We start from the raw sequence: 25,183 nt of genomic DNA on the forward strand, positions 1-25,183 counted from the left end.
CGACAGATAGTCCCCGGCTACATCGTGTTCGACGATTTCCTGCCGGATGGCCTCATCTCCCAACTCGATGCACAGGTTGCAGAGGAAGAGCCGCGCCTGTTCGAAATCGCCTTCGACAGCAACGCTAACAGCCACGGCTATGCCGGATCGCGCCGGCTATGGCAGGCACCCGGCGGCCTCGGACCCTGCGGGCCAGCCTTCACAGCCGCCGTCTCCGCACGGCTCGGCGACCTGTTCAGCGCCACTGAGATCCAGCCCTGCCCGCCCGCGCGCTATGAATACGAGCTCAACGCCCAGTTCGACGGCGTCTTTTTCGAGCGCCCCATTGACAGCGACTTCGGACCCGCCGCCGCTGCGCGCACAACCGACCGGGTGATCAGCGCGGTCTATTATTTTTCGCGGCCATCCGCGCGCCACTCTGGTATTTTTCGCGGCCATCCGCCCGCCACTCTGGCGGCGAACTGGAGCCTTTCGCCTTCAACGGCACCGAGCCGGCGGTATCCATCGCCCTTAAGCGCGCCCGGCTGGTCGCCTTTCCCAGTTTCGCCTGGCATCAGGTCGCCCGGGTTTCGCCGCAGGGCGACAGCCTTGCCAATGCGAGGCTGTCCATCAACTGCTGGATCCACCGCGCCCGCCCGGACGCCGCCTGCTAGACTTCGCAGCCTCGCTCGGGCTGGCGCAAAACCGCCCAATTTCCTTGCTTTTCGCCGCCCCCTCACCTAGGGGCCAGCCGTCCTGACGGCCTTCGGGCTGACGGGATGCTGCGGCAGGCAATCCGGCCTCTGCAGGAAACGGCCCTTTTGGCCCATGCCGGCAATCCCGCCGACATGGAGAAAAGACCAGCGGATACAACCGCTTGGCCGGAAACATCGATACTAAGGAAACTGAAAATGGCAACCACTGCCACACCGACTCGCGACGACTTCGCCGCGATGCTCGACGAATCGCTGGGCGGCGCCGCCAGCGGCGGCTTCGAAGGCCGCGTAGTCAAGGGCACCATCACCGCAATCGAAGGCGACAAGGCCGTCATCGACGTTGGCTTAAAGAGCGAAGGCCGCGTTCCGCTGCGCGAATTCGCCATGGCCGGTCAGCCGCACGGTCTTTCCGTGGGCGACGAAGTCGAAGTCTACGTTGACCGCGTCGAGAACGCCGACGGCGAAGCAATGCTCAGCCGCGACCGCGCCCGCCGCGAAGCCGCCTGGGACAAGCTTGAAAACGAATTCGGCGAAGGCAAGCGCGTTGAAGGCGTGATCTTCGGCCGCGTGAAGGGTGGTTTCACCGTCGATCTCGACGGCGCCGTGGCCTTCCTGCCCGGTTCGCAGGTTGATATCCGCCCGGTTCGCGATGTGCAGCCGCTGATGGACATTCCGCAGCCGTTCCAGATCCTCAAGATGGACCGCCGCCGCGGCAACATCGTCGTTTCGCGCCGCGCCGTTCTGGAAGAAACCCGCGCTGAACAGCGTTCGGGCCTGATCATGAACCTGGCTGAAGGCCAGATCATCGACGGCGTCGTCAAGAACATCACCGATTACGGTGCCTTCGTTGATCTCGGCGGCATCGACGGCCTGCTCCACGTCACCGACATGAGCTACAAGCGCGTGAACCACCCGAACGAAGTCATCAACATCGGTGACACCGTGAAGGTCCAGATCATCCGCATCAACCAGGACACCCAGCGCATCAGCCTCGGCATGAAGCAGCTGGAATCGGATCCTTGGGACGGCGTTGCCGCCAAGTACCCGGTTGGCGCCAAGCTCAAGGGCACGGTCACCAACATCACCGAATACGGCGCCTTTATCGAGCTGGAAGCCGGCATCGAAGGTCTGGTGCACGTTTCGGAAATGTCGTGGACCAAGAAGAACGTTCACCCCGGCAAGATCGTTTCGACCTCGCAGGAAGTCGATGTGCTCGTTCTCGAAGTCGATTCGGACAAGCGCCGCATCAGCCTTGGCCTCAAGCAGGCTGTCCAGAACCCCTGGGAAGCCTTCGCTGACCAGCACCCGGTCGGTTCGACCGTCGAAGGCGAAGTCAAGAACGCCACCGAATTCGGTCTGTTCATCGGCCTCGACGGCGACGTCGACGGCATGGTCCACATGTCGGACATCGCCTGGGGCATCTCGGGCGAGGACGCGCTGGCCCTGCACCGCAAGGGCGAGCAGGTTTCGGCCATCGTTCTCGACGTCGATGTCGAGAAGGAGCGCATCAGCCTTGGCATGAAGCAGCTTGAAAAGGGTGCTCCGGCAGCCGGCGTAGCCGCTTCGTCGTCGGGCCTGAAGAAGAACCAGGTTGTCACCGTCACCGTCCTCGAAGTCCGCGATGGCGGCCTCGAAGTTCAGGCTGGCGACGATGGCGCCACCGGCTTCATCAAGCGCAGCGACCTTGGCCGCGACCGCGACGAACAGCGCCCCGACCGCTTCCAGGTCGGCCAGAAGTTCGACGCCATGGTCACCGGCTTCGATCGTTCGAAGAAGCCGAACTTCTCGGTCAAGGCACGCCAGATGCACGAAGAGAAGGAAGCCGTGGAACAGTACGGTTCGTCCGACTCGGGTGCCTCGCTCGGCGACATCCTGGGCGAAGCGCTCAAGGGCAAGAAGTAAGCTTCAACCGCAAGGTTTGGCTAAAGCAAGGCCCGCCCGGAGCAATCCGGGCGGGCTTTTGCTATTCCAGGTCTGCAAGGGCCATGAGCCGCTCGCTCAGCGCGGCATGGGATAGTCCTGCCGTCGGCATGGGCGCTCCATGGCCCAGCAACTCCAGCGCCGCCTGGGCAGCCTGCGCCACGTCCTGCCCCTGCGCGCCGCGCATCAGCGTGTCCGCGATCAGGGCGGTGGGCGATTGTACCTCGAACGGCAATGCGCGCTCCACTGAAAGGCTTTCCAGCGCAGCGCCATAAGCGGTTTCGCGGCGCGCGAACGCAACCAGCAGGGCGTGATCGAGCCAGGCCCCGGTTCGCACTTCCGGAAACCGCACTTCAGTCGCCATCGCCAGTTCAAGCGCTTCGATGGCGGCATCAAACCTGCCAAGGATCGCCAGCGCTGTTCCCCGATAAAGCGCCGCTCGCGCGGTCTGCTGGGGATCGCCCAGCATAATGGCGCGCTCAAGCAGGCGCTCGGCCAGGTCCGGATGTCTGGTCAGGAGAGTATAGCCCTGCAGGACCAGATGCTGGGCCGGCTGACGTGACCGGGCTAGCCGCCGCTCGAACTCGGCGGCAATCGCTTCGTCCCAGTCCGTGTTTCGAAACCAATCGGCCATGTCGGACCTTTATGCGAGCAAGGATGGTCAAAGGCCTAATTGGCGCCTCGATTTGGCCCCTGTTATGATGATAGTGTCGGCACAGGAGATGACCATGATCGAAGTTCACCAGTTCCCCTGCCTCGACGACAACTACGGCTTCCTGCTCCATGATCCTGTGAGCGGCGAAACCGCCTGCATCGATACGCCGGACGCCAATGCCTACCTGACCGAGGCACGCAAAAAGGGCTGGCAGATCAGCGCCATCTGGAACACGCACTGGCACCCCGATCACGCCGGCGGGAACGAGAAAATCAAGGCGGTGACCGGTTGCACTGTCATCGCTCCGGCTGCCGAGGCGGAGAGGATCGCCGGGATCGACCGCACGGTAAAGCAGGGCGATGTCGTCTGCCTGGGCGACTGGGAGGCTGACGTGATCGATGTCGGCGGTCACACGCTGGGCCACTGCGCTTACCATCTGCCCGCCGCGAAAATCGCCTTCGTCGGCGATTCCCTGTTCGCGCTCGGCTGCGGCCGCATGTTCGAAGGCACGGCGGCGCAGTTCTGGGCGAGCCTGCAGCGGATCAAGGCGCTACCCGCCGAAACTACGCTCTACTGCGCGCACGAATATACCCAGAGCAATGCAAGGTTCGCGCTCCACGCCGATCCGGAGAACGAGGCGCTGCAGGACTATTGCCGCTCGATCGACAAGGCCCGCGCCGAAGGGCGGCCGACGGTGCCGTTTGCACTTGCGCGCGAGCTGGCGACGAACCCCTTCCTGCGCGCGGATAACGCAGACCTTCAGGCGCGATGGGCCAATCTAGGCGGAAAGATGGGTGATGCCGTAGCTACCTTCGCGGCGCTACGGGAAGCGAAGAACAATTTCTGAGCGCGCGGGCGAGCTCTAGCTGAAGATCCCCACAGCCAGTTCCGCCCAGACCAGCAGCAGGACCGCCAGTACGCCGGCGATCGCGAGCATCATCACCCTGCGCGACCTGATCAACCGAACCGCGAGTTCGATACCCAGCCCGGCGCCGCCAAGCAGGACCGCAGCGGCGAGGAAATCTTCCTTGCCCCAGTTCACTTCAGGGGTGAACTGCATGGCGACGGCGGGGATCAGCAGCAGCAATCCGGCAAAAGCCCAAAGCGCGAGGCGGAGGCGGCTGGACTGCTGAGGCAGGCGATCATCGTAGATGGTGCTCATGACGACCATCCTATCACACCTGCGCCCAAGCTCAACGGGTCGCCTCGTCCCAGCGCAGCAGATCGCGCCGGGACCAGACGCGCAGCCACACGGCTGGCCTGTACAGCCCCTCGGCATGTAGGCGCTGCCGCTCGGGCGAAAAGCGTAGCGCGTCGGCGGTGGCATGGGGGTCCTCCCCCACGCGGAAGAAGGCGGCACCGTGCCCTCGCGGCAGGTCGTCGATGAAGTCGAAAGCGCTCCCCAGAGCCGGGTCGTGCCACCAGCTTGCACTGGTCACGCCGCGCAGATGCGGATTGGCGCGCAGCAGATCGGCCAGGTTGCGGTAAAGCGAGCGGTATCCCTCGGCATTGAACCGCTCAATGTCGCGCCGGTCGAAGTGCAATTCCACGAATGGCCGGAAGCCACCGCAGCGGGCAAGAAGAGTCCAACCCACCGACATCCCCTGCCGCAGGCCGCCAGAGAACAGCAGGCGGCGGGGAACGCCGGAACCGGGATCGCCCGCCTCGACACCGCAGGGCAGCAGCACACCCCGGCAGATGGCGAGATCGCGGCGATAGGCGGGGCGAGAGAGCGAGAAGTGCTTGTCACGCTGCTCGATCAAATCTTGCCTGATCCGGGCCAAGGCGCGCTCGCGTTCCGCCCGCATCGAACCGGGCAGGACCAAGCCGGTCGGAGTGCGGCCGCGCGCCAAGGCCCGCTCCAAAACTCGTCGCAGCAAGTCCGGCGCATGCTTGCCCGCCGCCTCTACCTGCGCGGCAGCTGTGGCGGGAACAAAGGACAACGAGGTGCTGTGCGGCGCTTCGTCCCACGCCCGCAGGAAAGCATCTACCGCCAGACCTTCGGACAGCGGCGAGTCAGCTACCAAGAGGTCCTCTTCGACCTTCTGTTCATCCTTGTGAGTGTCGCCGTCGCCCATCCTGACGTGATTTCCGGCATGCCCCGCGGCCTGTCAACCGGCGCAGGGGACGCAGCAAAAAACCCCCGCCGAAGCGGGGGTCTTCCGAATTCAGCCGTCGCTGAAAACTCTAATCTGTCAGATCGATCCGATGGCGTCGTCGACCAGAACCTTGTCAGCCTTGGCGCCGTGGTTATCGGCGATCAGGCGGGCGGCGGCGGCGGCGGCGGCTTCGGCGGCCGTGGCACGCAGTTCATCAACCGCACTGCGTTCTGCGGCGGCGATCTTGTCCTGCGCCATCTTTTCGCGGCGGGAGATCGTCAACTTGGCGTCGGCCGAAGCCTTGGCGACGATGGCGTCTGCTTCGTGCCGGGCGTGGTCGAGCATTTCAGCCGCGTCCTTTTCGGCATTGGCGATCTTGTCGGCATATTCCTTGCGGAGTGCTTCAGCCTCTGCGCGCAGGGCCTTGGCTTCTTCAAGCTGCTTGCGGATCTCGGCAATCGACTTGTCGAGCATGCCGGTGAGCATCTTGGGGACGCCGAGCTTCAGCGCGATCAGGATCAAGGTCGCCATCGAGGCGGCAACCCACATCGAGGGCGAAAGTCCGAATGCGGAAGGTCCGACGTGCTCGCCGCCGTGTTCGGCAGCACCTGCGGCACCGTGACCGGCAGCGAGGAGAGCGAGATCAAGCACTGAGCGCCTCCTTCACGGCCTTGTCGGCCAGCTTGGCATCAATCGCAGCACCGGTCAGGCGGGTGACGATCTGGCTGGCGGCGTCGCTGGCAATGCCGGCGACTTCAGCCAGACCCTTGTCCTTGGCGGCGCCGATACGGGCCTCCGCTTCAGCAAGCTGGGCGTCGATCTTGTCCTGCGCCTTGGCGAGGCTCTTTTCGGTGGCCGTGGCCGCCTTGGCCTTGGCCGCTGCGATCAGGGCCTGAGCCTGCGCGCGCTGGGCGTTCGACTGGACACGCCAGGCCTCTTCCTCGGCATCCGCCTGGGTGCGGGCAGCACCGGCCGCGGCAAGGTCTGCCGCGATCTGGCTGTCACGTGCTTCGACGGTCGCCATGACCTTGGGCACCATGCCCCGGCCGACGACGAAAAAGACGAGGCCGAAGAACAGCAACATCCAGAAGATCTGGCTGGCATATGTCTCGGCAAGTTGCGCTATCTGAGGCATTGGCAGGTCCCGTCGGGGAAAATCATCAGGTTGATCGGCCGGGACGCAGGCCCCGGCCGGTCAGGTCTTGGTCAATCGAAGGTCAGGCGACGAAGATCAGGATCATCGCGACGACGAACGAGAGCAGGCCGAGAAGTTCAGCGGCGGCGAAGCCGATGAACAGGCGGCCCTGCTGGCCATCAGCCGCGCCCGGATTGCGCAGTGCGCCTTCAAGGAACGAACCGAAGACGTTGCCCACGCCGATGGCGGCCATACCGGCGCCAATTGCAGCGAGACCAGCACCGATCAGCTTTGCGCTTGCAGGTTCCATGGTACTAACTCCTCTTTCTCAAAATACGTGTTGGTTGGAAAAAATACGGCTTAGTGAAGATGTTCGGCGTCGTTGATGTAAAGCGAGGTCAACAGCGCGAAGACGTAGGCCTGAATGCCGGCGACCAGGATCTCGAGCGCGCAGATCGCCACCATCAGCGCGAAGCTGAGGACCGAGACGACCGGGCCGATACCCAGGCCGGCATTGATGCCGGAGATGACGAAGCCCGAAAGCACTTCGAGCAGCACGTGGCCGGCCATCATGGCGACGAACAGTCGCAGGCCAAGGCTGAACGGGCGGACCATGAAGGACACCAGTTCGATCACGAAGATCAGCGGGATCATCGGCAGCGGCGTGCCATGCGGCACGAACAGGCTGAAGAAGTGCAGCTTGTGCTTCCAGAAGCCGACGATCAGCACGATCGCGAAGCTCATGATCGCGAGCACGCCGGTGGCCGTGAAGTGGCTGGTGAAGGTGAAGGGGTGCACGCCGGGGATCAGGCCCAGCGGCAGCAGGCCCAGCACGTTGGCGAAGAGAATGAACATGAACAGCGAGAAGACGTAGGGCACATACTTCTTGCCGGCCTTGCCGATATTGGCGGAGAGCAGGCCATCAACGAAGCCGGTCATCGATTCGACCGCCATCTGCCAGCGGCCGGGCACCATCTGGCGCTTCATCCCGCCAAGGACGAAGACGAACAGCGCCACGGTGGCAATCGCCATCCACAGCGAGGAATTGGTGAAGGGGATGCTATAACCCGCGACTTCCCAGTGATCGGTGCCGAACATCGGCTCGATCTTGAACTGGTGCATCGGATCAACTTTGCCCTGCTCGGCTGCCACGCGCCTACCCTCTTGACTGATACCAAATGAAACGCCGCCCCTACTGTACCCCCTTGCAGGAGCGTTCAGTCAGGACGCCGGTTCGAAATCCGGATGATGTTCCTGAAGGCAACGATGATTCCGAGGAACATCATCACCAACAGACCCCAGGGCGAAGTGCCAACGAACCGGTCAAAGACCCATCCGATCAGCGCACCGCCACCGATGCCCCCTACAAGCTCCGAAAGCACCCTGGAACCCATGCGGTAATTCGCATCAGTAGAGGCGCTCGAAGCCGGCCGGTTGCGCTCTTCTTCCCGCTCTTTGGCGGCTTGCAGCCGCTTTTCGAGCGATTCGATTCGCGCATCCTCGGCAATGGGGTCCCGTGCGGGCGGCTGATCATTCATGCCAGGCTCCTTTTAAGGGAAGATCGGCACAATGGCGGCTGCCCGCCGAGGGCGCCGACCCCTTAGCAGAGGTGCCTCTTGAGTCAACCGGGTCCGCTGCACTTGCGAAAGAGCGCCGGCGCGATGGGGGCGTCGGACCACGAAAAAGGGCCCCGCCGGCAACGGCGAGGCCCCGAATTTTCCGTGCATCCAACAGGCCAGTTACGGACAATTGGAATGCTTCATCGCCGGCCCGGCACCGCGCGTCTGCCATGATCCGTCCGGTGCCTGATACTTTTCGCCGGCAGCGACGTTCGACATGTTGATGCAGCCGGTGGAGAAGGCATATTCGTCAGGCGTGACCTTCTGTTCCTGCGCCTTCTGGAAATAGATCGCCTTGCGCTTGATGTTGATGTCATCGACCAGTCGCCGGATCTCAGGCCCCTGATTACCGACCACGCCTAGGTAGCCATCGACCTTCTCACCCACTTGGCCCGCCGCACGCGCGGCGGCATAGGCCGGATCGCGCTGGGCGCTGGCCGCAACCGAGGTAAGCAGCAGGGCTGCCACAACTGCGGCCTGGGTGCTGCGAAGAAATCCGTTACGGATTTTCATCAGAATACGTCTCCATTTTCCGCCACCGTCTTTTGCGCGTCTTGCGCCAGACGATAGACAACCTCCTGCTTGATGTTGATGTTGAGCTCGATGACGATCGGCTTGTCCGGTGCTGCCACCGATACACAACCGGAAAGCGCCATCACGCCGCCCACCAGCACCGCCGCCGCATATCCGCGCCAGCCCGAACGCCGCGTTCCCTTATGATACCCTGTCATGGCAGGGACTGTCGCAAGCGAAGCGCATCCGGTCAATTCTTGATGCATCATGGCCTGTTCTCACTTTCAGGAGGCTGAACGCCCTGTGCGGGCGACGAATTGCCGGGATTGGGGGTTGGGCTCGGGGCCGGAACTTGCGGCGGTTGTGGTGCTGCTTGCGGAATCGGCTTCCCCTGCGCGTCAATCAGCCCCAGCTTTTGCGGATCGGGCAGCGCCGTGGGATCATAGAGCATTCGCGCCGTGGCGATCAGCTTCTGGAACGGCGCGCGGATATTGACGTTGAACTGGATCGGCAGCTTGCCAATCTGGCGGGTGATGATGTTCTGCTTGGTGCCCACACCCTGCTTGACGCCTTCGAAGCGGACGCGGGTGAGCATTTCACCATCGAGATCACCGTCCATGGCAATCGTCATGCGCTTGTAGTTGAGCGAACGCAGCGCCTGAAAGGCGAAGTTGCCCATGGCGGACAGGTCCTTGTAGGTAAGTTCGCCAACATAGGAGACATTGCCGCCGGGCGGGCGCGAGGTAAGCAGTCCGCCGACGATCTTGCCGCTGTTCTCGTCGAACACCAGCGGCAGGGTGCCATCGAACGTGCCGTTGGCCGAAAGGTTGCCGATCTCCATCCGCTCAAGGAAGCGCGCGGCGTTGAGGCCGACGACCTTCAGTTCGTAACGCCGCACTTCCGCCAGACCGAGGTTCAGGCGCGTGGGGAGCAGGGTCAGCGAGCCATCCATGAACGGCCATTCGATGCCGTCGATATCGAGCTGCAGGTTCGGCTTGATGGCATAGGTCAGGACGCCGTCCTCAACCTCGATGCCCGGATTGACCGAGGCCATGCGTAGCTTCTGGTCCGGTGCGGTGACGATGCCGAGCAGGTCGGTGAAGACAATCGTGCCCGATACGCCCTTAGCCGGACCGAAGGGCGCGGCGAGGTCCATGCCTTCGGTGGTGAAGGATCCGGTGCTGGTGACGCCGCGCGCGTTCCAGTCGATCCGCCCCTTGCCGGTGACGATGCCGCGCACATTGGCGACGATGCCGCGCGCGATGGCGGTGATCGTATCTGGCTGGAGCCGGCTGTCGAAGGTGATCGCCGGCACCGACAGGTCGGCAAAGCCCACCGCGCTGTTGAGGTCATGGACGATATCAGCCTGAACGATCGCCCGGTCGCTGCGCGGCTCGCGCATCAGGGCATTGGCGGTGATGCGGTTGCCCGCCATTTCAAGCACGGCATCGCGCGCCACCAGCGGCTCGAAGCGGTCGACCTGTTCGCGGTCAAGCAGGCGGAAGCTGCTGCCGCTGAGGTTCAATTTTCCGCCGGCAAAGCGCCAATTGCCCTGCGCTTCGACGATATCGAGCGGCACGGCGCCAATCCGAGCCTCGGTATTGGCGAAAGTGCCGTCGAAGGCTTGGCCGACATTGGCGCGCAGGGTGCCAATGCGCAATTCGGTGGCACTGGCCGTGGCGCCGATGGTGACGACCAGCGCATCGGCAGAGAGTGTGCCGGGATTGGAAAAGCTGGTCGCGCCGCTGACGATGCGGATCGGCGTTGTCTTCAATCGCCCATTGAGGTCGAGCCGCCCGGTGCGCGCCGCGATGGCCAGGCCCTGCGCCGTGGAACGCACGATCGCCCCGCCCGCACCGGGGCACAGGTCTATCGCCTCGCGGCCCAGTGTCAGGCCGGAAAAGGTCAATCCGTTGAAGCGGATCTGTCGGCATCCTCGCCACAGTTCGAGGCTACGACCCGGAGCCCAGCGGCCATCGAGCGGCATTTCGAGGTTTTTGACCGAACCTTCGGGAATCGCCCCGTTCACACGGGCATTGCCTACGAAGCCGAGCGTGCCGTCCGGCCCCTGCGCCAGCACCAATTGCGGAATGGCAAGGCTGGCTCCGCGCGCGGCATAGTCGGCCATGGCCATGCGGATCAGCGTCATGCCCCCGGCGCGGCGTTCAAGCGTCCCGGTGATGCGCGGCATCCCTGCCCCGCCTGTCTGGAAATTGCCCGCGAGCCGCGGTGCGGGCGCACCGCCGGTAACGAGTTCGCCGCGCGACACGCCAAGAATGACCTCGCCGCTGCCGCCGGTGACAGTCGCCTGCGGGACGATGAGGTTGGTGATCTGCCCGGTCTGCCGCAGCACGAAATCGGCGCTCATCCGGCTACCCGGTGCATGACGGGCAAGCGCGCCGCGCAGTTGAGCCAGCAGCGGCTCGGCCAAGGTCTTGGCGGCAGACTTCTGGGCAGAGGCCAGCGCTCCATCAAGACCCTTGCCGACGCGCAGATCGGCGGCTGTAAGTTTGCCGTCACTCTCGATCTTCGCGAAGGCATCGGCGCTGCGGAGAGCCCCGTTCAGCGTCACCCGCGATGCCGAAAGCTGCGGCGTGGCGAGAGTTCCGGCGGTCAGTTCATAGCGCGCATTCATCGCCTGCTTGCGGTAGGTCACATCGGCCTTGCCACCGATCGCGCCAAGGCGATTGGAGCCCAGATCCAGCCCGGCAATGCGCGGCACCAGCGAGGCGTCCCCGCCATCGAGCGACTTGTCGAGCGTGCCGTCAACCTGCACCGCCGCATCGCGCAGCGCGAGACTAGATGCTGGACAAGCCAGTGAAGCGAGGCGCATCGGGCCACTGAAAGAGGGCCGCTCGCCGGTGATCTTCACCTTGCCGTAAAGCGTCGCCTTGCCCGCCTTGCAGCCCTTGATCGCGAGGTCTTCGGAAATGGCGGCGAGTTCACCGGCAAAGCCTGAGCGTAGATTGCCCGCGCCTTCGGCCTTGATCCCGATCACGCCGAGATCGCCATCGATCCGCGCGCGCGCGTCCTGCAGCACGATATCCATGTCGGGCAAGCGGAATGCCGTGTCGGCCTTGCCGGAGAACAGCACCTTGTCGAGGCTGCCAAAGCTCACCTTGCCTTGTTGGACCGTGCCGTAAAGTCTTGCCTTGATGAGCTTTACCTCACCAATCACCGGCCAGCCGAAGCGCGGGATGATCTGCACTTCGGCGCGCTCGACAGTGAGGTCCGGGTCGGCGGGATTGCCGATCACGACATTGGTGACGACCTGCCGACTGGGGCTGATTGATTCAATCTTGTATGTCCCCGGCAGGCCCAGCGTTTCGAGCCGGCTGCCCACGACATTGTCGGCAATACGCTCGCGGTTCAGCCAGGTAATGCCGAGCGCGATGGCGATGACCAGCAGGACAATGCCGAGCACAAGCGGCCAGCGGCGGCGGGCCTGTTTGACCACCTCCTCGATTTCCGCTGCAATATCGGCCTCTTGCGTCATCGTCTCACACTTGCGCGTTTGGCAATCGAAAGGCAATGCTGCCACCAGACTTGCGGAGACCTGAACCCGTGGCGACAAGCGAACTGTTTGCAGGCGAGAAAGACGCGCCAAAGCCGGGTCATGATCCGAGCGGTCACCGCGCACGCCTGCGGGCCCGGCTGGTCGGCAGCGGCGAAGATGCTCTCGCCGATCATGAGGTGATCGAATACCTGCTCATGACCGCGATCCCCAGAAAGGACGTCAAACCCCTCGCCAGAACGCTCCTGACGCGCTTCGGTTCCTTGGCTGGGGTGCTCAATGCCGATGCGCGGACGCTGGCGAACCACCCCGGCATGGGCGAGACGAGCGCGGCGGCCATGAAGATCGTCGCCATCGCGGCGCGCCGGCTGGCAAAGGCGGGCGTAGAGGACCGGCCCTTGCTCGCGTCATGGCAGGCACTGATCGATTACCTGACAATCGCGATGGCGCACCTCAAGGTTGAGCAGGTGCGCGTGCTGTTCCTCGACGTGCGCAACCAGCTTATTGCCGACGAGGTTCAGGGCGAAGGCAGCATCGACGAAGCCGCCGTTCACCCGCGCGAGATCATCAAGCGCGCGCTCGATCTTGGCGCGGGCGCAATCATCCTGGTCCACAATCACCCCTCAGGCTCCCCCGAACCCAGCCGCGCCGATATCCAGATCACCAACAAGATTGCCGAGGCCGGCCGGCTGCTCGGCGTGGTGGTTCACGATCACGTGATCATCGGGCGGCAAGGCCATGTCAGCCTGAAAGCGAAGGGGCTGATCTGATGTGTCCCCAACCTCCATGTGCGTAGCAGCCGTCGCATGGAATGCGCATCCGCGCTGGCGGCTGGTCGTGGCAGCCAATCGCGACGAGTTCCACGAACGCCCAACCGCGCCGCTATCGCTGTGGGACGATGGCACCATCGCCGGGCGCGATCTGCGCGCGGGCGGCACTTGGCTGGGCATCAATGCTGCGGGGCGCTTTGCTCTGGTCACCAATCACCGTGTCGAGGGCTATCCTAAACCGGACCGGCTGACGCGCGGCGGGCTGGTGACGGGCTGGCTGGCTGGCGAAGGCCTTGGCGATACCGCGGCAATGAACCCGTTCAACCTGATCTGTGCCGGACCGGATGGCCTGCATTTCCGCACCAACTGGCCGCAATCGAGCGGAGTCCTGCCGCCCGGCATCCACGGCATTTCCAATGGCCCGTTCGATCACCCCTGGCCCAAGGCGGCGCAGCTTTGCGGCGCGCTATCACACTGGCCGGAAGGCGACGCCGGGTTCGATCCGCTCTTCGCTGCCCTGCGCGATGAAACCGCGCGCGAACCGGTAGACAGCCGCCGCACCGATCCCGAACCGCGCCTCTCCGGGGTGTTCATCAAGGACCCGATCTACGGCACACGCTGCTCCACCGTGATCGCGGTGGACGCGGATGGCGCTGGAAGGATCGTTGAACGACGGTTCGACGCGAAGGGCAACGTCAGCGGCGAGACCGAGCTCGCCTTCCGCTGGGCCTGAACTTCTCAGCTCTGGCTCTCAGGCAACCTCACCACCAGTCCGTCAAGTGCCTCACTCACCGTGATCTGGCAGGACAGGCGCACGCCTGGATTGTCTTCGTCGAGCGAGGAGAGCAGCCCCTCCTCGACATCGCCGCGCGGCCCCAGCCGATCGCCCCACGCGCCCTGCGGAATCACCCGGCACGTGCCGCAATAGGCATTGCCGCCGCACTGCGCCTCGATCCCGTCCACGCCATTGGCGACAGCATTCTCCATCAGCGAAATGCCGCCAGTCGCATCGATCTGCATTTCACTGCCATCAAAGGCGATGAAGGTAACCTGCGCCATTGCCGCGTTCAGGCCGGATCGCAGGCGACAACCGCGCCGCGCAATTCATAGCCCTGGATGAAAGCGTTCCACAGCACCGTCGGCTCGCTCACCAGCCGAATTCCGGGCAGACGAAACAGGCGGTCGAGGAAAATCCGCGTCTCGTGCAAGGCAACCTGAGCGCCGGGGCAACGGTGCGCGCCATCGCCAAAGCTGAGATAGGGGCCGAGCACTTTCATCCGCTTCGCCCTGTCGGGATCGAGTTCATAGGGGCATGGGCCAGTGATCGCCTCGTCGGTGTTGACCGCGCGGATGCTGACCGCGACTACGTCGCCTGCCGTGTAAACATCGCCCCCGGCCTCATAGGGCGCGACCGGTTCGGCAATGCGGCGGTGGACGAGCGATGCCACCGGTTCCAGCCGCAGGATTTCCTGCAGGATGGCAAGCTGATCGGCTTCATCGCCGTTCAGATAGCGCGTCCGCAGCGCCTCATTCCCGAACAGGTGCCATGCGGCCATGACGATAAACTCGCGCGTCGTCATCATACCCGCGCCGCCATAGGACAGAGCCTCCATGATCATCAGCTTGCGCCCGGCGCCGTCCTTGATCATCGCCGAAATCACATCGTCCTGCGGCACTTTGCGCCGCGCATCGATCGCGGGCTTCAGGTCCCTGCGATAGAACTGGCCTACCCGCCAAGCCATCCGCGCGCCAAATACCAGATTGCCGATCAATCCGGGCCGGCGCGATGCCGAACTGTCGAGCACGGCCTTGATCCGCTGGGCGAGGTTCTCGTTCGAATCGCTGTTGGTCAGCCCGATGATGTCAGCCGTAACATCAACCGCCATCTGGAAGCTGAGTTCATCGAGCGGCGCGGAGCCAAGCCGTTTCAGCTTGGCCTCAAGCAGGTCCATCGTCCGGTTCATCACCACCTGATGGCGGTTGACGATAGTCTTGGGCGCAAACAGGCCGGCGACCGAGGCGCGGCGTTTGCGGTGCTCTTCCCCGTCGAGGAAGAAGAACGAAACGTCGGCTGGAGCGGAAATGTCGGTACCGGCGGCGTGGGCGCCGGCCTGCCGCACCTTGGCCGAGCGCAGCATGTCACGTGCGGGATAAAAGCGTTCGATCACCCGCGCGCCTGGTTGCGGAGTGAGCATCGCATCGGCCATCGCCGCACTCTTGCGATCATCGCGGCCGTGGCCGAGCGGGCATGTGGCGGGGGCGCTGTCGGGTTGTGTAGCCATCGCGCAGATATGATCCATACTATATCACATGGCAAGCGCGGTGTGACGGCATTGCCGCCGAGGGACAACGCCAATGCCATTTCCTACACGGCCCCGGACTGGCAAGGTGCGCGCCGTGCCGAATTCCCCTGCACGCGGCCTGCCGCGTCCAATCCCGACTGGTCACCAAAGGCCGGACCAGGTGCGCGGCCTTCGCGCATTCAGGGCCTTCGATTCTAGCTTCAGGACTGTGTCCAGTGTGTCCAGTCAATAAACTTGGCTGCCGTCTTGCGCGCCCCCGCCCCTTGCCTTCCGCGCCCCCTCGCCCTAGCGGCACGCGCACAGCCCGATAGGAGTCGAAACATGGTCCCTCGCTACGCCCGCCCCGCGATGACAGCCATCTGGGAGCCGGAAGCGCGCTATCGCATCTGGTTCGAGATCGAGGCGCACGCCACGCAGAAGCTGGGCGAGCTGGGCGTCGTTCCCGCATCGGGTGCCAAGGCGCTGTGGGACTGGTGGGCGACGAACCCGGCCATCGACGTTCCCGCGATTGATGCAATCGAGGCCGTGACCAAGCACGACGTCATCGCCTTCCTTGACTGGGTTGCCCAGCAGGTCGGCCCCGAGGCGCGCTTCATGCACCAGGGCATGACCAGCTCTGACGTGCTCGACACCACGCTGTCGGTGCAGCTGGCCCAGGCGAGCGACCTGCTGATCGCCGACATCGATGCGCTGCTTGCCGCGATCAAGCGCCGCGCGCTGGAGCACAAGTACACGCCGACCATCGGCCGAAGCCATGGCATCCACGCCGAACCCACCACCTTCGGCAAGAAGCTGGCCGAGGCCTATGCCGAGTTCACCCGCTGCCGTGCCCGCCTCGTTGCCGCACGCGCCGAAGTCGCGACCTGCGCGATTTCGGGCGCGGTCGGCACCTTCGCCAATATCGATCCGTCGGTTGAGGAATATGTCGCCGAAAAGCTCGGCCTCGAGGTCGAGCCGGTATCGACGCAGGTGATCCCGCGCGATCGCCATGCGATGTATTTCGCCACGCTGGGCGTCATTGCCTCGTCGATCGAGCGCCTCGCCATCGAGATTCGCCACTTGCAGCGTACCGAAGTTCTGGAGGCCGAGGAATACTTCTCGCCCGGACAAAAGGGCTCGTCGGCGATGCCACACAAGCGCAACCCGATCCTGACCGAAAACCTCACCGGCCTTGCCCGCATGGTCCGCTCGGCCGTCACCCCGGCGCTCGAGAACGTGGCCTTGTGGCATGAGCGCGACATTTCGCACTCATCGGTCGAACGCTTCATCGGCCCCGATGCGACGATCACGCTCGACTTCGCGCTTGCCCGTCTGACCGGAGTTGTCGACAAGCTGCTGATCTATCCTGAGCGGATGCAGAAGAACCTCGACAAGATGGGCGGCCTTGTCCACTCGCAGCGTGTCTTGCTGGCGCTGACGCAGGCGGGTCTCGAGCGCGATGCCAGCTACCGCCTTGTCCAGCGCAATGCGATGAAGGTGTGGGAAAGCGACGGACAATTGTCGCTGCTCGAACTGCTCAAGGCCGATCCCGAAGTTAGCGCGGTGATGAGCGCGGCAGAACTCGAGGACAAGTTCAACCTCGACTATCACTTCAAGGCCATCGACACGATCTTCGCGCGGGTGTTCGGGGAGTAAGTTGCTGCCGGTTGCCCAAGGACTGCAACGCCTTGCCCCGGCAAGGCATCGCGCCTAGCATCGCTGCCAAGTGAACGGGAAAGGGTTCGATCCAATGCAGATTATCCGGACTGTCGTGTGGGTTGTACTGCTGATCGCGCTGCTGATTTTCGGCTTCAACAACTGGAACGTGGTCCAGGTGAAGATCTGGGAAAACCTGATTCTGGAAACGAAGCTGCCGGTACTGCTGCTGGTTGCCTTCCTGCTGGGGATGCTGCCAATGTGGCTGCTGCACACCGGTACGCGGTGGCGGCTGAACCGGCAGATTTCGAGCCTGAAGGACGCCGCGACGGTCACTTCCGCGCCGTCGCTTTCCACCACCAGCCTTGCCGAAGCGCAGCCTGAAAACCCGGCCAACTGACGGAGCATTTGTGAACCCGATCTACCTCGCCCTCGACCTGCCCCGCCTCGACGCCGCGCTTGCGCTCGCCCAGAAGGTGAAGGGCCATGTTGGCGGGCTCAAGCTGGGGCTCGAATTCTTCTGCGCTCATGGCCACCACGGCGTGCACGAGATTGCCCATGTCGGTCTGCCGATCTTCCTCGACCTCAAGCTGCATGACATTCCCAATACCGTCGCATCGGCCATGCAGGCGATCCACGTGCTCCAACCGGCGATCGTCACGGTCCACGCCGCCGGCGGACGCGCGATGATGGAGGATGCCAAGGCCGCGGCGGGTGAACGCACCAAGGTTGTTGCGGTGACGGTACTGACCAGTCTGGATGACGATGACCTTGCCGCAACCGGCGTTGGCGGCAGCGCGCACGATCAGGCGCTGCGACTGGCCGATCTGGCGCGAGAAGCCGGGCTCGACGGTATCGTCTGTTCGGGTCACGAAATCGGCGAGATTCACAAGCGCTGGAAGAACGGCTTCTTCGTCGTCCCCGGCCTGCGTCCGGCCGAGGCAGGCGGCGGCAACCACGCTGACCAGAAGCGCATCGTCACCCCCCGGCAGGCGCGTGATGGCGGTGCTTCGGTGCTGGTCATAGGCCGCCCGATCAGCCGCGCCGAAGACCCGGTAGCCGCCGCGCGGGCAATTGAAGCCACGCTCTGAACCGCTGATGCCGGCGCCCCGGATCAAGATCTGCGGCGTCAATTCGGCGCAAGCACTCGACGCCGTGATCGCGGCGCGGGCGGAATACTGCGGCTTCGTGTTCTTTGAACGCAGCCCGCGGCACCTGACCTTGGCAGAGGCCCAGGGGCTGGGCGCAAGGGCTGCCGGCCATGTCACCAGGGTCGGGCTGTTCGTCGATGCCGACGACGCGACAATCGCCGATGCGGTCGCGGCCAGCGCACTCGATGTTATCCAGCTCCATGGTGAGGAAAGCCCCGAACGGGTGGCGCAGGTAAAAGCGCAGACCGGCTTGCCGGTATGGAAGGCCGTGCCGATTGCCTCAGCCGCAGATGTCGAACGGGCGGCGCGCTATGCCGGCGCGGCTGATCTGGTGCTGTTTGATGCCAAGACACCAAAAGGCACGCTGCCCGGCGGCATGGGGCTGAGCTTTGACTGGTCGCTGCTGGCGGGCTGGAAAAATCGCGCACCGTGGGGCTTGGCAGGGGGGCTTTCGCCGGCGAACGTCGCTGAAGCTGTCCGCCTGACCGGAGCGCCGCTGGTCGACACCTCGTCGGGCGTGGAATCTGCACCGGGGGTCAAGGACGCCGAGAAAATCGCCGCCTTCTGCGCCGCAGCCCGCGGCACCTAAAAAAGGGGCGGCCCGTCGCCGGACCGCCCCTCGATTTAAGACTGATCGGTTAGATCAGAACTTGAAGCCAACGCCGACAACCACAGCGTCCGAATCCGAAACGTTGTTGTCGAAGAAGTAGTGGCGATAGGCGAGCTTGCCATAGACGTTGCTCGTCAGGGCCTGCTCAACGCCAACGCCGGCGTGGATCGAGCTGTCGCACAGATCGCACGATTCGGTGGTGTAGCCGCCATCGACGAACAGCTTGGTCGAGGTGCCCATCTTGGCGCCGAGACGACCGGTCAGGCCGAAAGCAACCTTGGTGCCGGTGGTGGCAATCTTGTCACCCGACACTTCAACGCCGGCGAATGCCGAGCTGCCGAGGTCGAAGTCGTAGCCGAGAGCAACGCCGTACACGTCTTCGGTTACGCCGCTGTCCCAGATCACGCCGCCGCGTGCTTCGACGCGGGTTTCGTTGGCAAGGGCGGGCGAGGCGAAAGCGGCCGTGGCGGCCAGCGCGAGAATCAGCTTCTTCATAAGGTAAACTCCTGAGTTTTCATGCCCCTTCTTGTCCGGGGGCGGGGGCCGGTTAGGCTCGGTTACATTTCGCTGCAATGAACAAATGGTGTCAAAAATGCGGCATTGCAACATAGTGTTGCCGCAGTGCAACACAATCTGTCGCTGGCATGAACGAGCGATCAATTGCCTTGCTGGAGGGCAAAGACTGGACACGGTCGCGCCTCTCTGCCAAGCGCCGGCCATGAACGCGCCAAGCCCCAATTCGTACCGCGCCCAGCCGGACGAGCGCGGCCACTTCGGCCAGTTCGGCGGCCGCTATGTCGCCGAAACGCTGATGCCGCTGATCCTTGACCTTGAAGCGCATTACCGCGCCGCTAAGCTCGATCCGGCCTTCCAGGCGGAATTCGACGACCTGCTCGAACACTATGTCGGCCGGCCCAGCCCGCTATACTTCGCGCCCCGCATCACCGAGGAGTTGGGCGGTGCACAGGTCTGGTTCAAGCGCGACGAGCTGAACCACACCGGTGCGCACAAGATCAACAACTGCATCGGCCAGATCCTGCTCGCCATGCGCATGGGCAAGACCCGGATCATCGCCGAGACCGGTGCGGGCCAGCACGGTGTTGCCACGGCCACGGTCTGTGCACGCTTCGGCCTGCCCTGCGTGATATTCATGGGCGCGACCGACGTGGCGCGGCAGGCGCCCAACGTGTTCCGCATGAAGCTGCTCGGCGCGCAGGTAGTGCCAGTCACCGCCGGCGCGGGCACGCTCAAAGACGCGATGAACGAGGCGCTGCGCGACTGGGTCGCCAATGTGCATGACACGTTCTACATTATCGGCACTGCCGCCGGCCCGCACCCCTATCCGGAAATGGTCCGCGATTTCCAGTCGGTGATTGGCAAAGAAGCCCGCGAACAGATGCTCTCGCGCACTGGCCGCTTGCCCGACCTGCTGGTCGCGGCCATCGGCGGCGGCAGCAACGCCATCGGCCTGTTCCATCCCTTCCTCGACGATGCCGAAGTGAAGATGCTTGGCGTCGAGGCGGCGGGCCACGGGCTCGACAAGCTCCACGCCGCCAGCCTCGCCGGCGGCCGCCCCGGCGTGCTCCACGGCAACAAAACCTATCTGCTGCAGGACGATGACGGCCAGATCCTCGAAGGCCACTCGATCAGCGCGGGTCTGGACTATCCGGGCATCGGGCCGGAACATTCGTGGCTCAAGGAAATCGGCCGCGTCGATTACACCAGCGTCACCGACACCGAAGCGCTGAGCGCCTTCCAACTGCTCTGCCGTACCGAAGGCATCATCCCCGCACTGGAACCCGCTCACGCCATCGCCGCCGTGCAAAAGGTCGCGCCGACGATGTCGAAAGACAGCATCATCCTCGCCAACCTGTGCGGACGCGGTGACAAGGACATCTTCTCCGTCGCGGAGCATCTGGGGGTGGAGCTGTGAGCGTGCAGGCCTCCGCGCTGTCTCGTGACTTTGCCATTGCGGCAATAGGTCTGTTCCTGATCACACGCCTGATCGCGTTTCTGAGCGGCACACCGCCTTTTGCGCTGACCTGGCAGGATGTGGCCCTGCCCTTGGGTGCCGCTGCCATCTTCGTGTTTTTCCGAAACTTCCGAGGCGGGAGGCCGCAATGACCCGCCTCGCCAACGCTTTCGCCAAGGGCCCCGCCCTCGTCACTTTCGTTACCGGCGGTGATCCGACGCCCGGCGCGACCGCCGCGATCCTCGACGCCCTCGTCGCAGGCGGCGCGGACGTGATCGAGCTGGGCATGCCCTTCACCGATCCGATGGCCGATGGCCCGGCGATCCAGTGCGCCAACCTGCGCTCGCTGGGCGCGGGCACGACGACGGCTGACATCTTCCGCATCGCCGCCAACTTCCGCGCGCGCCATCCGGACGTGCCGCTGGTCCTGATGGGCTATGCCAACCCGATGATCACGCGCGGGCCGGAATGGTTCGCCAATGAGTGCCAGAAGGCTGGCGTCGACGGCGTGATCTGCGTCGACATTCCGCCCGAGGAAGATCCCGAGCTCGGCCCGGCACTGCGCGCCGTGGGCGTCTCGCTGATCCGCCTCGCCACCCCGACCACCGATGCAGCCCGGCTTCCGGCCGTGCTCGATGGGTCTTCGGGCTTTCTCTATTACGTCTCGGTCGCCGGCATAACCGGCATGCAGCAGGCGGCGCAGACCTCGATCGAGGAAGCGGTCGCGCGAATCAAGGCTTCGGCGACAATCCCCGTCGCGGTCGGCTTCGGCGTGCGCACCCCCGAACAAGCCGCCGCCATCGCCCGCCACGCGGACGGCGTCGTCGTCGGCTCCGCGCTGGTCGATCTGGTGGCGAAGCACGGCGCCGATGCGGCGGGACCTGTTCAGGAACTGACCCGTGCACTTGCAAAAGCAGTCCATTCCGCGCGATAAGGCATCCCATGTCCTGGCTCACAAAAGTCCGCAATTCGCTGTCGCGCGTCACAAAGCGCGATACGCCTGACAACCTCTGGACCAAGTGCTCTTCGTGCAGCGAGATGCTGTTCACCAAGGAGTACGAGGAAAACCTCAGCGTCTGCCCGCGCTGCGAGCATCATGGCCGCATCGGCGCCGATGCCCGGTTCACGCAGCTGCTGGACGCGGGTTTCACGATCCTTCCCAGCCCCAAGGTTGCCGAAGATCCGCTGAAGTTCCGCGATTCGAAGAAGTATCCTGATCGGCTCAAGGCCGCCCGCGCGGCCAATCCGCACCCCGATGCACTGACCAATGCGGCAGGCACGATCGGCGGGCACAAGGTCGTGCTCGGCGTGCAGGACTTCGCCTTCATGGGCGGGTCGATGGGCATGGCCGTGGGCGAGGCATTCGTCACCGGCGCGGACGAAGCGATCCGCACCAGCAGCCCTTACGTCATATGCACCGCGGCCGGCGGCGCGCGCATGCAGGAAGGCATTCTCAGCCTGATGCAGATGCCCAAGACCACGGTCGCCACGCGGCGGTTGAAGGCAGCGGGCCTGCCCTATGTCGTGGTACTCACCGATCCCACGACCGGCGGCGTCACCGCCAGTTATGCCATGCTGGGCGACGTCCAGATTGCCGAGCCGGGCTGCCTGATCGGTTTCGCCGGCCAGCGCGTGATTCAGGACACGATCCGTGAGAAACTGCCGCCGGGCTTCCAGCGCGCCGAATACCTCCACGCGCATGGCATGGTCGATATGGTCGTGCACCGGAAGGACCTGAAGACGACGCTGGCGAGCGTGCTGGACTTCCTGGCGCCCGCCCAGGCGGCGTGAAAGACTTCGCCACGTCTGACAGCGCCGCCGTACAAGCCCAGCTTGACCGGCTCGCCCAGCTGACAGTCCCAGACGGACGGCTGGGGCTGGAAACCATGCGCGCCCTCCTCGCGCGGCTGGGCAACCCGGAAAAGGCCCTGCCGCCGGTGTTCCATATCGCTGGGACCAACGGAAAGGGCAGCACCTGCGCCTTCCTTCGCGCCATGCTGGAAGCGCAGGGCTACCGCGTCCACGCCACCACCAGTCCGCATCTTGTCCGCTACAACGAGCGCATCCGTCTCGCTGGCACACTGATCAGCGATGATCGCCTCGCGCAGGTTCTGGAGGAAGTTCTCGACATCGGCTTCGACCTTGAGCCGAGCTTCTTCGAAGTCACCATCGCCGCCGCCTTCGCCGAATTCGCGCGCGTGCCTGCCGAGGCCTGCGTGGTCGAGGTCGGCATGGGCGGCAGGTTCGATGCGACCAACGTGCTGCAACCGGCAGTGTTGGCGGCCTGCGGCATCGCCGCGCTGGGCATCGATCACGAACGGTTCCTCCTAGCGCCCGAAGATGGCGTGCCGGCCAATCCGATGGCGCGGATCGCGTTCGAGAAGGCGGGGATTGCCAAGCCGGGAGTGCCGCTCGTTACGCTAGGCAGCGCTTATCCGCCGCAGGCGCAGGCAGCGATTGCCGAGGTGGCCCGGACGCTCGGCGCGCTGCTGTTCGAAGCCGAATCGAGGGAATGGGCCTCGCCGCTGGGCATTCCCGGCCGGCATCAGGTTCAGAACGCCGGACTTGCGATCGCCATGCTGCGGCATCAGGACAAAGTTGCCATAAGCGAAGCCGCAATGCAGGCAGGAGCGGCCAGCGCCCGCTGGCCGGCGCGGTTGCAGCGCCTTTCCCCCGGCCCGCTCACCGGCACACGCGAAGTCTGGCTCGATGGTGGGCACAACCCGAGCGCAGGGGCGGCGCTGGGTGAGCATTTCGCGGGACAGCGCCTGCACCTGATCATGGGGATGCTGGCGAACAAGGACCCTGCGTCGCTTACTGGGCCGCTGGCGGAGAACATCGTCACGCTGTCAGCCGTGCCGGTTCCGGCGCATGACTATCACCCGGCCACGATATTCGGCCCGCAGGCCCGTGCCATTGCAGACGTTCCCGCTGCGCTCGCCGCGCTGCCAGATGACGGCCTGCCGGTGCTGATCGCCGGTTCGCTCTACCTTGCTGGCGAAGTGCTCAGGCTCAACGCGGAGTTGCCTGACTAGCTTTAGCCTTGGCATTGCCCAGCCAGGCAATCAGCCCGCCGAGCAGCAGCACAGCGGCGAAGATCAGCGCGGTCGAACCGGCCCACTTGAGCGGCTGCGACAGCAATACGCCGACCAGTCCCACCGTCACCAGCAGGAAGCCGAAGGCGCGCGCCGCGCCGATGGGTTCCTTCAAAGCGCGGTCGTTCACCGCATCGCTCTGGCGGATGCCCTGCACGACGTAGCCCTTGCTCCACAGCACCCAGAGCAGCAGCATTCCCGGGATCGCGGCGACCACGGTGAAGCCCCAGAAGCCGACCCAGCCCACCTTGTCGGCAATGATGCCCGCCGGCCCTGCCATGAAGGTGCGCCCTACCCCGGCAAAGGAGGACAGCAGCGCGAACTGCGTTGCGGTATAAGCAATCGAAGACAGGCCCGAGAGATAGGTGGTGAAGACCGTCAGGCCGATGCCGCTCGTCAGGTTCTCGGTCGCAATCGCGGCGACCAGCATCCAGTAATTGTTACCCACCGTCGCCAGAACCATGAACATCACGTTCGACAGCATCATCATCAGGCCCGATATCAGCAGCGCGCGGCCCATGCCCAGCCACAGGATGAACGGCGCGCCCAGCGCCGATCCGACGATCAGCGCGGCAAACCCCCACAGCTTATTGGCGGAAATGTAGTCAAGATCGGCAAAGCCCAGGTCGACGATCATCGGGCTCAGCATCGCCTGCCCCATGGCATCGCCCACCTTGTAGACCAGCACGAAGCCGAGGATCAGGAAGGCCCCGTGGCGGCTGAGGAATTCGCGGAACGGGTTGACCACGGCCTCGGTCAGGAACTGCCGCGTTTTCATGCCACTGGCATGGGCGAAGCGGTCCACAAAGCGGCCCGGTCCGATCCATAGCGCACCGATGATGGCGGGCACGATGCAGAACGCGGTCAGGCCAAAAGCCGTCGCCCAGCCCAGCCCCAGCCCTTCGGACGAGGCGAAATAGATGGTGCCGGCGCCGGCAATCAGGTTGCCGGTACGATAGCCGAACTGATTGGTCGCGGTGCCGTGGGCGAACTCTTCCTCGTCAAGGATTTCAATGCGGTAGGCGTCTATGACGATATCCTGCGTGGCCGAGAGGAATGCGGTGATCAGCGCCCAGACCGCGAAGACCCCCATGGAGCCGGGCTGCGGATTGCTTGCGCCCAGTTGCCACACCGATACGAACAGCAGCGCCTGAATCAGGAACAGCCAGCCGCGCCGCTGTCCGAAAGTCTTGGTCAGAAACGGCAGCGGCAGCTTGTCGACCAGCGGAGCCCAGAGGAACTTGATCGTATAGGGAATACCCAGCGCCACGGCGAAACCGATGGTCGCCGTATCGATGCCCACCTTGGCGAGCCAGAAAGTCATCGTCGCAATCAGCAGGGTCAGCGGAAATCCGCTCGAAATGCCGAGCAGGAAGGCGACCAGCGGCGCCTTGCGGATATAGGGGCGGAAGGTCTCGCTGGTCGTCGCGATCAGGACGAGCGCCAACAGGACGCCGGCGAAAATCAAGAACCGAATAAGATCAACCGACATGCGAA

At 64.3% G+C, this 25,183-nt stretch carries 29 protein-coding genes; 14 read left to right on the forward strand and 15 right to left on the reverse strand.

The features are described from left to right. Positions 1–24 precede the first annotated feature (24 nt). Both WG900_RS20265 and rpsA read left to right on the forward strand, forming a co-directional pair. A complete protein-coding gene (locus tag WG900_RS20265; protein WP_339965845.1) occupies positions 25–723 on the forward strand; it encodes a hypothetical protein in 699 nt (232 codons plus the stop codon). A 167-nt stretch (positions 724–890) separates the two neighbouring features. After that, complete coding sequence (gene rpsA / locus WG900_RS07005) at positions 891–2,597, forward strand: 30S ribosomal protein S1 (RefSeq protein WP_339965847.1); 1,707 nt, start codon at positions 891–893, stop codon at positions 2,595–2,597. 61 nt (positions 2,598–2,658) lie between these two features. Here rpsA and WG900_RS07010 read toward each other — a convergent pair whose 3' ends face one another. After that, entirely contained in the window at positions 2,659–3,249 is a 591-nt protein-coding gene (locus tag WG900_RS07010; RefSeq protein WP_339965848.1) for a hypothetical protein, read from the reverse strand. Between the two features lie 94 nt (positions 3,250–3,343). On the opposite strand from WG900_RS07010, the gene gloB reads away from it, so the two are divergent. Then, on the forward strand, positions 3,344–4,117 hold the full coding sequence (gloB, locus tag WG900_RS07015) for a hydroxyacylglutathione hydrolase (RefSeq protein WP_339965849.1): 774 nt from the start codon (positions 3,344–3,346) through the stop codon (positions 4,115–4,117). Positions 4,118–4,132: 15 nt separating this feature from the next. Here the strand turns inward: gloB and WG900_RS07020 are convergent, their stop codons facing one another. The 10 genes from WG900_RS07020 to WG900_RS07065 all read right to left on the reverse strand — a co-directional run bounded on the left by WG900_RS07020 (position 4,133) and on the right by WG900_RS07065 (position 12,132). Next, on the reverse strand, positions 4,133–4,432 hold the full coding sequence (locus tag WG900_RS07020; protein WP_339965850.1) for a hypothetical protein: 300 nt from the start codon (positions 4,430–4,432) through the stop codon (positions 4,133–4,135). Between the two features lie 31 nt (positions 4,433–4,463). Beyond that, a complete protein-coding gene (locus WG900_RS07025) occupies positions 4,464–5,348 on the reverse strand; it encodes a hypothetical protein (protein ID WP_339965851.1) in 885 nt (294 codons plus the stop codon). A 117-nt stretch (positions 5,349–5,465) separates the two neighbouring features. Continuing rightward, positions 5,466–6,020, reverse strand: coding sequence for a F0F1 ATP synthase subunit B family protein (locus tag WG900_RS07030; RefSeq protein ID WP_339965853.1), 555 nt, complete (start codon positions 6,018–6,020; stop codon positions 5,466–5,468). Then, the gene (locus tag WG900_RS07035; protein WP_339965855.1) at positions 6,013–6,504 is read right to left on the reverse strand and encodes a F0F1 ATP synthase subunit B family protein; all 492 of its coding nucleotides are present in this window, start codon (positions 6,502–6,504) and stop codon (positions 6,013–6,015) included. Before WG900_RS07035 ends, WG900_RS07030 begins: the two co-directional genes overlap by 8 nt. 82 nt (positions 6,505–6,586) lie before the next feature. Continuing rightward, a complete protein-coding gene (locus WG900_RS07040) occupies positions 6,587–6,814 on the reverse strand; it encodes a F0F1 ATP synthase subunit C (protein WP_101798446.1) in 228 nt (75 codons plus the stop codon). A gap of 50 nt (positions 6,815–6,864) precedes the next feature. Beyond that, entirely contained in the window at positions 6,865–7,626 is a 762-nt protein-coding gene (locus WG900_RS07045; protein WP_339965992.1) for a F0F1 ATP synthase subunit A, read from the reverse strand. A 95-nt stretch (positions 7,627–7,721) separates the two neighbouring features. Next, entirely contained in the window at positions 7,722–8,042 is a 321-nt protein-coding gene (locus tag WG900_RS07050) for an AtpZ/AtpI family protein (RefSeq protein ID WP_339965858.1), read from the reverse strand. 201 nt (positions 8,043–8,243) lie between these two features. After that, positions 8,244–8,636 carry a YdbL family probable chaperone protein gene (locus tag WG900_RS07055; protein ID WP_339965860.1) on the reverse strand — a complete coding sequence of 131 codons (393 nt, stop codon included), beginning with the start codon at positions 8,634–8,636 and terminating at the stop codon, positions 8,244–8,246. Continuing rightward, positions 8,636–8,854 (reverse strand): YnbE family lipoprotein, encoded by a 219-nt coding sequence (locus WG900_RS07060; RefSeq protein WP_339965862.1) that lies wholly within the window; start codon positions 8,852–8,854, stop codon positions 8,636–8,638. The genes WG900_RS07055 and WG900_RS07060 overlap by 1 nt, the downstream gene beginning before the upstream one ends. A 47-nt stretch (positions 8,855–8,901) precedes the next feature. Beyond that, positions 8,902–12,132 carry an intermembrane phospholipid transport YdbH family protein gene (locus WG900_RS07065; RefSeq protein ID WP_339965864.1) on the reverse strand — a complete coding sequence of 1,077 codons (3,231 nt, stop codon included), beginning with the start codon at positions 12,130–12,132 and terminating at the stop codon, positions 8,902–8,904. Between the two features lie 68 nt (positions 12,133–12,200). Here WG900_RS07065 and radC point away from each other — a divergent pair, with 68 nt between their 5' ends. After that, positions 12,201–12,920 (forward strand): RadC family protein, encoded by a 720-nt coding sequence (gene radC, locus WG900_RS07070; protein WP_339965866.1) that lies wholly within the window; start codon positions 12,201–12,203, stop codon positions 12,918–12,920. Between the two features lie 16 nt (positions 12,921–12,936). Then, positions 12,937–13,653: an NRDE family protein gene (locus WG900_RS07075; RefSeq protein WP_339965868.1), complete on the forward strand. Its 717-nt coding sequence runs from the start codon at positions 12,937–12,939 to the stop codon at positions 13,651–13,653. A gap of 5 nt (positions 13,654–13,658) precedes the next feature. Here the strand turns inward: WG900_RS07075 and WG900_RS07080 are convergent, their stop codons facing one another. Continuing rightward, positions 13,659–13,979, reverse strand: a complete 321-nt coding sequence (locus tag WG900_RS07080) for a 2Fe-2S iron-sulfur cluster-binding protein (RefSeq protein WP_339965870.1) — start codon at positions 13,977–13,979, stop codon at positions 13,659–13,661. Between the two features lie 8 nt (positions 13,980–13,987). Next, entirely contained in the window at positions 13,988–15,202 is a 1,215-nt protein-coding gene (locus tag WG900_RS07085) for a cytochrome P450 (protein WP_339965872.1), read from the reverse strand. Between the two features lie 342 nt (positions 15,203–15,544). On the opposite strand from WG900_RS07085, the gene purB reads away from it, so the two are divergent. The 4 genes from purB to WG900_RS07105 all read left to right on the forward strand — a co-directional run bounded on the left by purB (position 15,545) and on the right by WG900_RS07105 (position 18,598). Beyond that, positions 15,545–16,858 carry an adenylosuccinate lyase gene (gene purB / locus WG900_RS07090; protein WP_339965873.1) on the forward strand — a complete coding sequence of 438 codons (1,314 nt, stop codon included), beginning with the start codon at positions 15,545–15,547 and terminating at the stop codon, positions 16,856–16,858. 94 nt (positions 16,859–16,952) lie between these two features. After that, positions 16,953–17,258, forward strand: a complete 306-nt coding sequence (locus WG900_RS07095) for a LapA family protein (protein WP_339965874.1) — start codon at positions 16,953–16,955, stop codon at positions 17,256–17,258. A gap of 10 nt (positions 17,259–17,268) precedes the next feature. Next, on the forward strand, positions 17,269–17,949 hold the full coding sequence (pyrF, locus tag WG900_RS07100; protein ID WP_339965875.1) for an orotidine-5'-phosphate decarboxylase: 681 nt from the start codon (positions 17,269–17,271) through the stop codon (positions 17,947–17,949). A 7-nt stretch (positions 17,950–17,956) separates the two neighbouring features. Then, on the forward strand, positions 17,957–18,598 hold the full coding sequence (locus tag WG900_RS07105) for a phosphoribosylanthranilate isomerase (RefSeq protein ID WP_339965877.1): 642 nt from the start codon (positions 17,957–17,959) through the stop codon (positions 18,596–18,598). Between the two features lie 54 nt (positions 18,599–18,652). On the opposite strand, the gene WG900_RS07110 is transcribed toward WG900_RS07105, so the two are convergent. Next, positions 18,653–19,114 (reverse strand): outer membrane protein, encoded by a 462-nt coding sequence (locus tag WG900_RS07110; protein ID WP_339965879.1) that lies wholly within the window; start codon positions 19,112–19,114, stop codon positions 18,653–18,655. Between the two features lie 223 nt (positions 19,115–19,337). On the opposite strand from WG900_RS07110, the gene trpB reads away from it, so the two are divergent. The 5 genes from trpB to WG900_RS07135 are packed head-to-tail and all read left to right on the forward strand — an operon-like array spanning position 19,338 to position 23,626. Continuing rightward, positions 19,338–20,552 (forward strand): tryptophan synthase subunit beta, encoded by a 1,215-nt coding sequence (trpB, locus tag WG900_RS07115; RefSeq protein WP_339965881.1) that lies wholly within the window; start codon positions 19,338–19,340, stop codon positions 20,550–20,552. Further along, complete coding sequence (locus tag WG900_RS07120; protein ID WP_339965883.1) at positions 20,549–20,743, forward strand: hypothetical protein; 195 nt, start codon at positions 20,549–20,551, stop codon at positions 20,741–20,743. The genes trpB and WG900_RS07120 overlap by 4 nt, the downstream gene beginning before the upstream one ends. Further along, positions 20,740–21,525, forward strand: coding sequence for a tryptophan synthase subunit alpha (gene trpA, locus WG900_RS07125; RefSeq protein ID WP_339965885.1), 786 nt, complete (start codon positions 20,740–20,742; stop codon positions 21,523–21,525). Before WG900_RS07120 ends, trpA begins: the two co-directional genes overlap by 4 nt. A gap of 8 nt (positions 21,526–21,533) precedes the next feature. Beyond that, entirely contained in the window at positions 21,534–22,382 is an 849-nt protein-coding gene (gene accD, locus WG900_RS07130) for an acetyl-CoA carboxylase, carboxyltransferase subunit beta (RefSeq protein WP_339965887.1), read from the forward strand. After that, on the forward strand, positions 22,379–23,626 hold the full coding sequence (locus WG900_RS07135; protein WP_339965889.1) for a bifunctional folylpolyglutamate synthase/dihydrofolate synthase: 1,248 nt from the start codon (positions 22,379–22,381) through the stop codon (positions 23,624–23,626). Before accD ends, WG900_RS07135 begins: the two co-directional genes overlap by 4 nt. Here WG900_RS07135 and WG900_RS07140 read toward each other — a convergent pair. Beyond that, positions 23,604–25,178, reverse strand: a complete 1,575-nt coding sequence (locus WG900_RS07140; protein WP_339965891.1) for an AmpG family muropeptide MFS transporter — start codon at positions 25,176–25,178, stop codon at positions 23,604–23,606. The genes WG900_RS07135 and WG900_RS07140 overlap by 23 nt on opposite strands. Between the last annotated feature and the right edge of the window lie 5 nt (positions 25,179–25,183).

It is taken from the genome of Novosphingobium aquae, assembly GCF_037572715.1.
GTDB lineage: Bacteria > Pseudomonadota > Alphaproteobacteria > Sphingomonadales > Sphingomonadaceae > Novosphingobium > Novosphingobium aquae.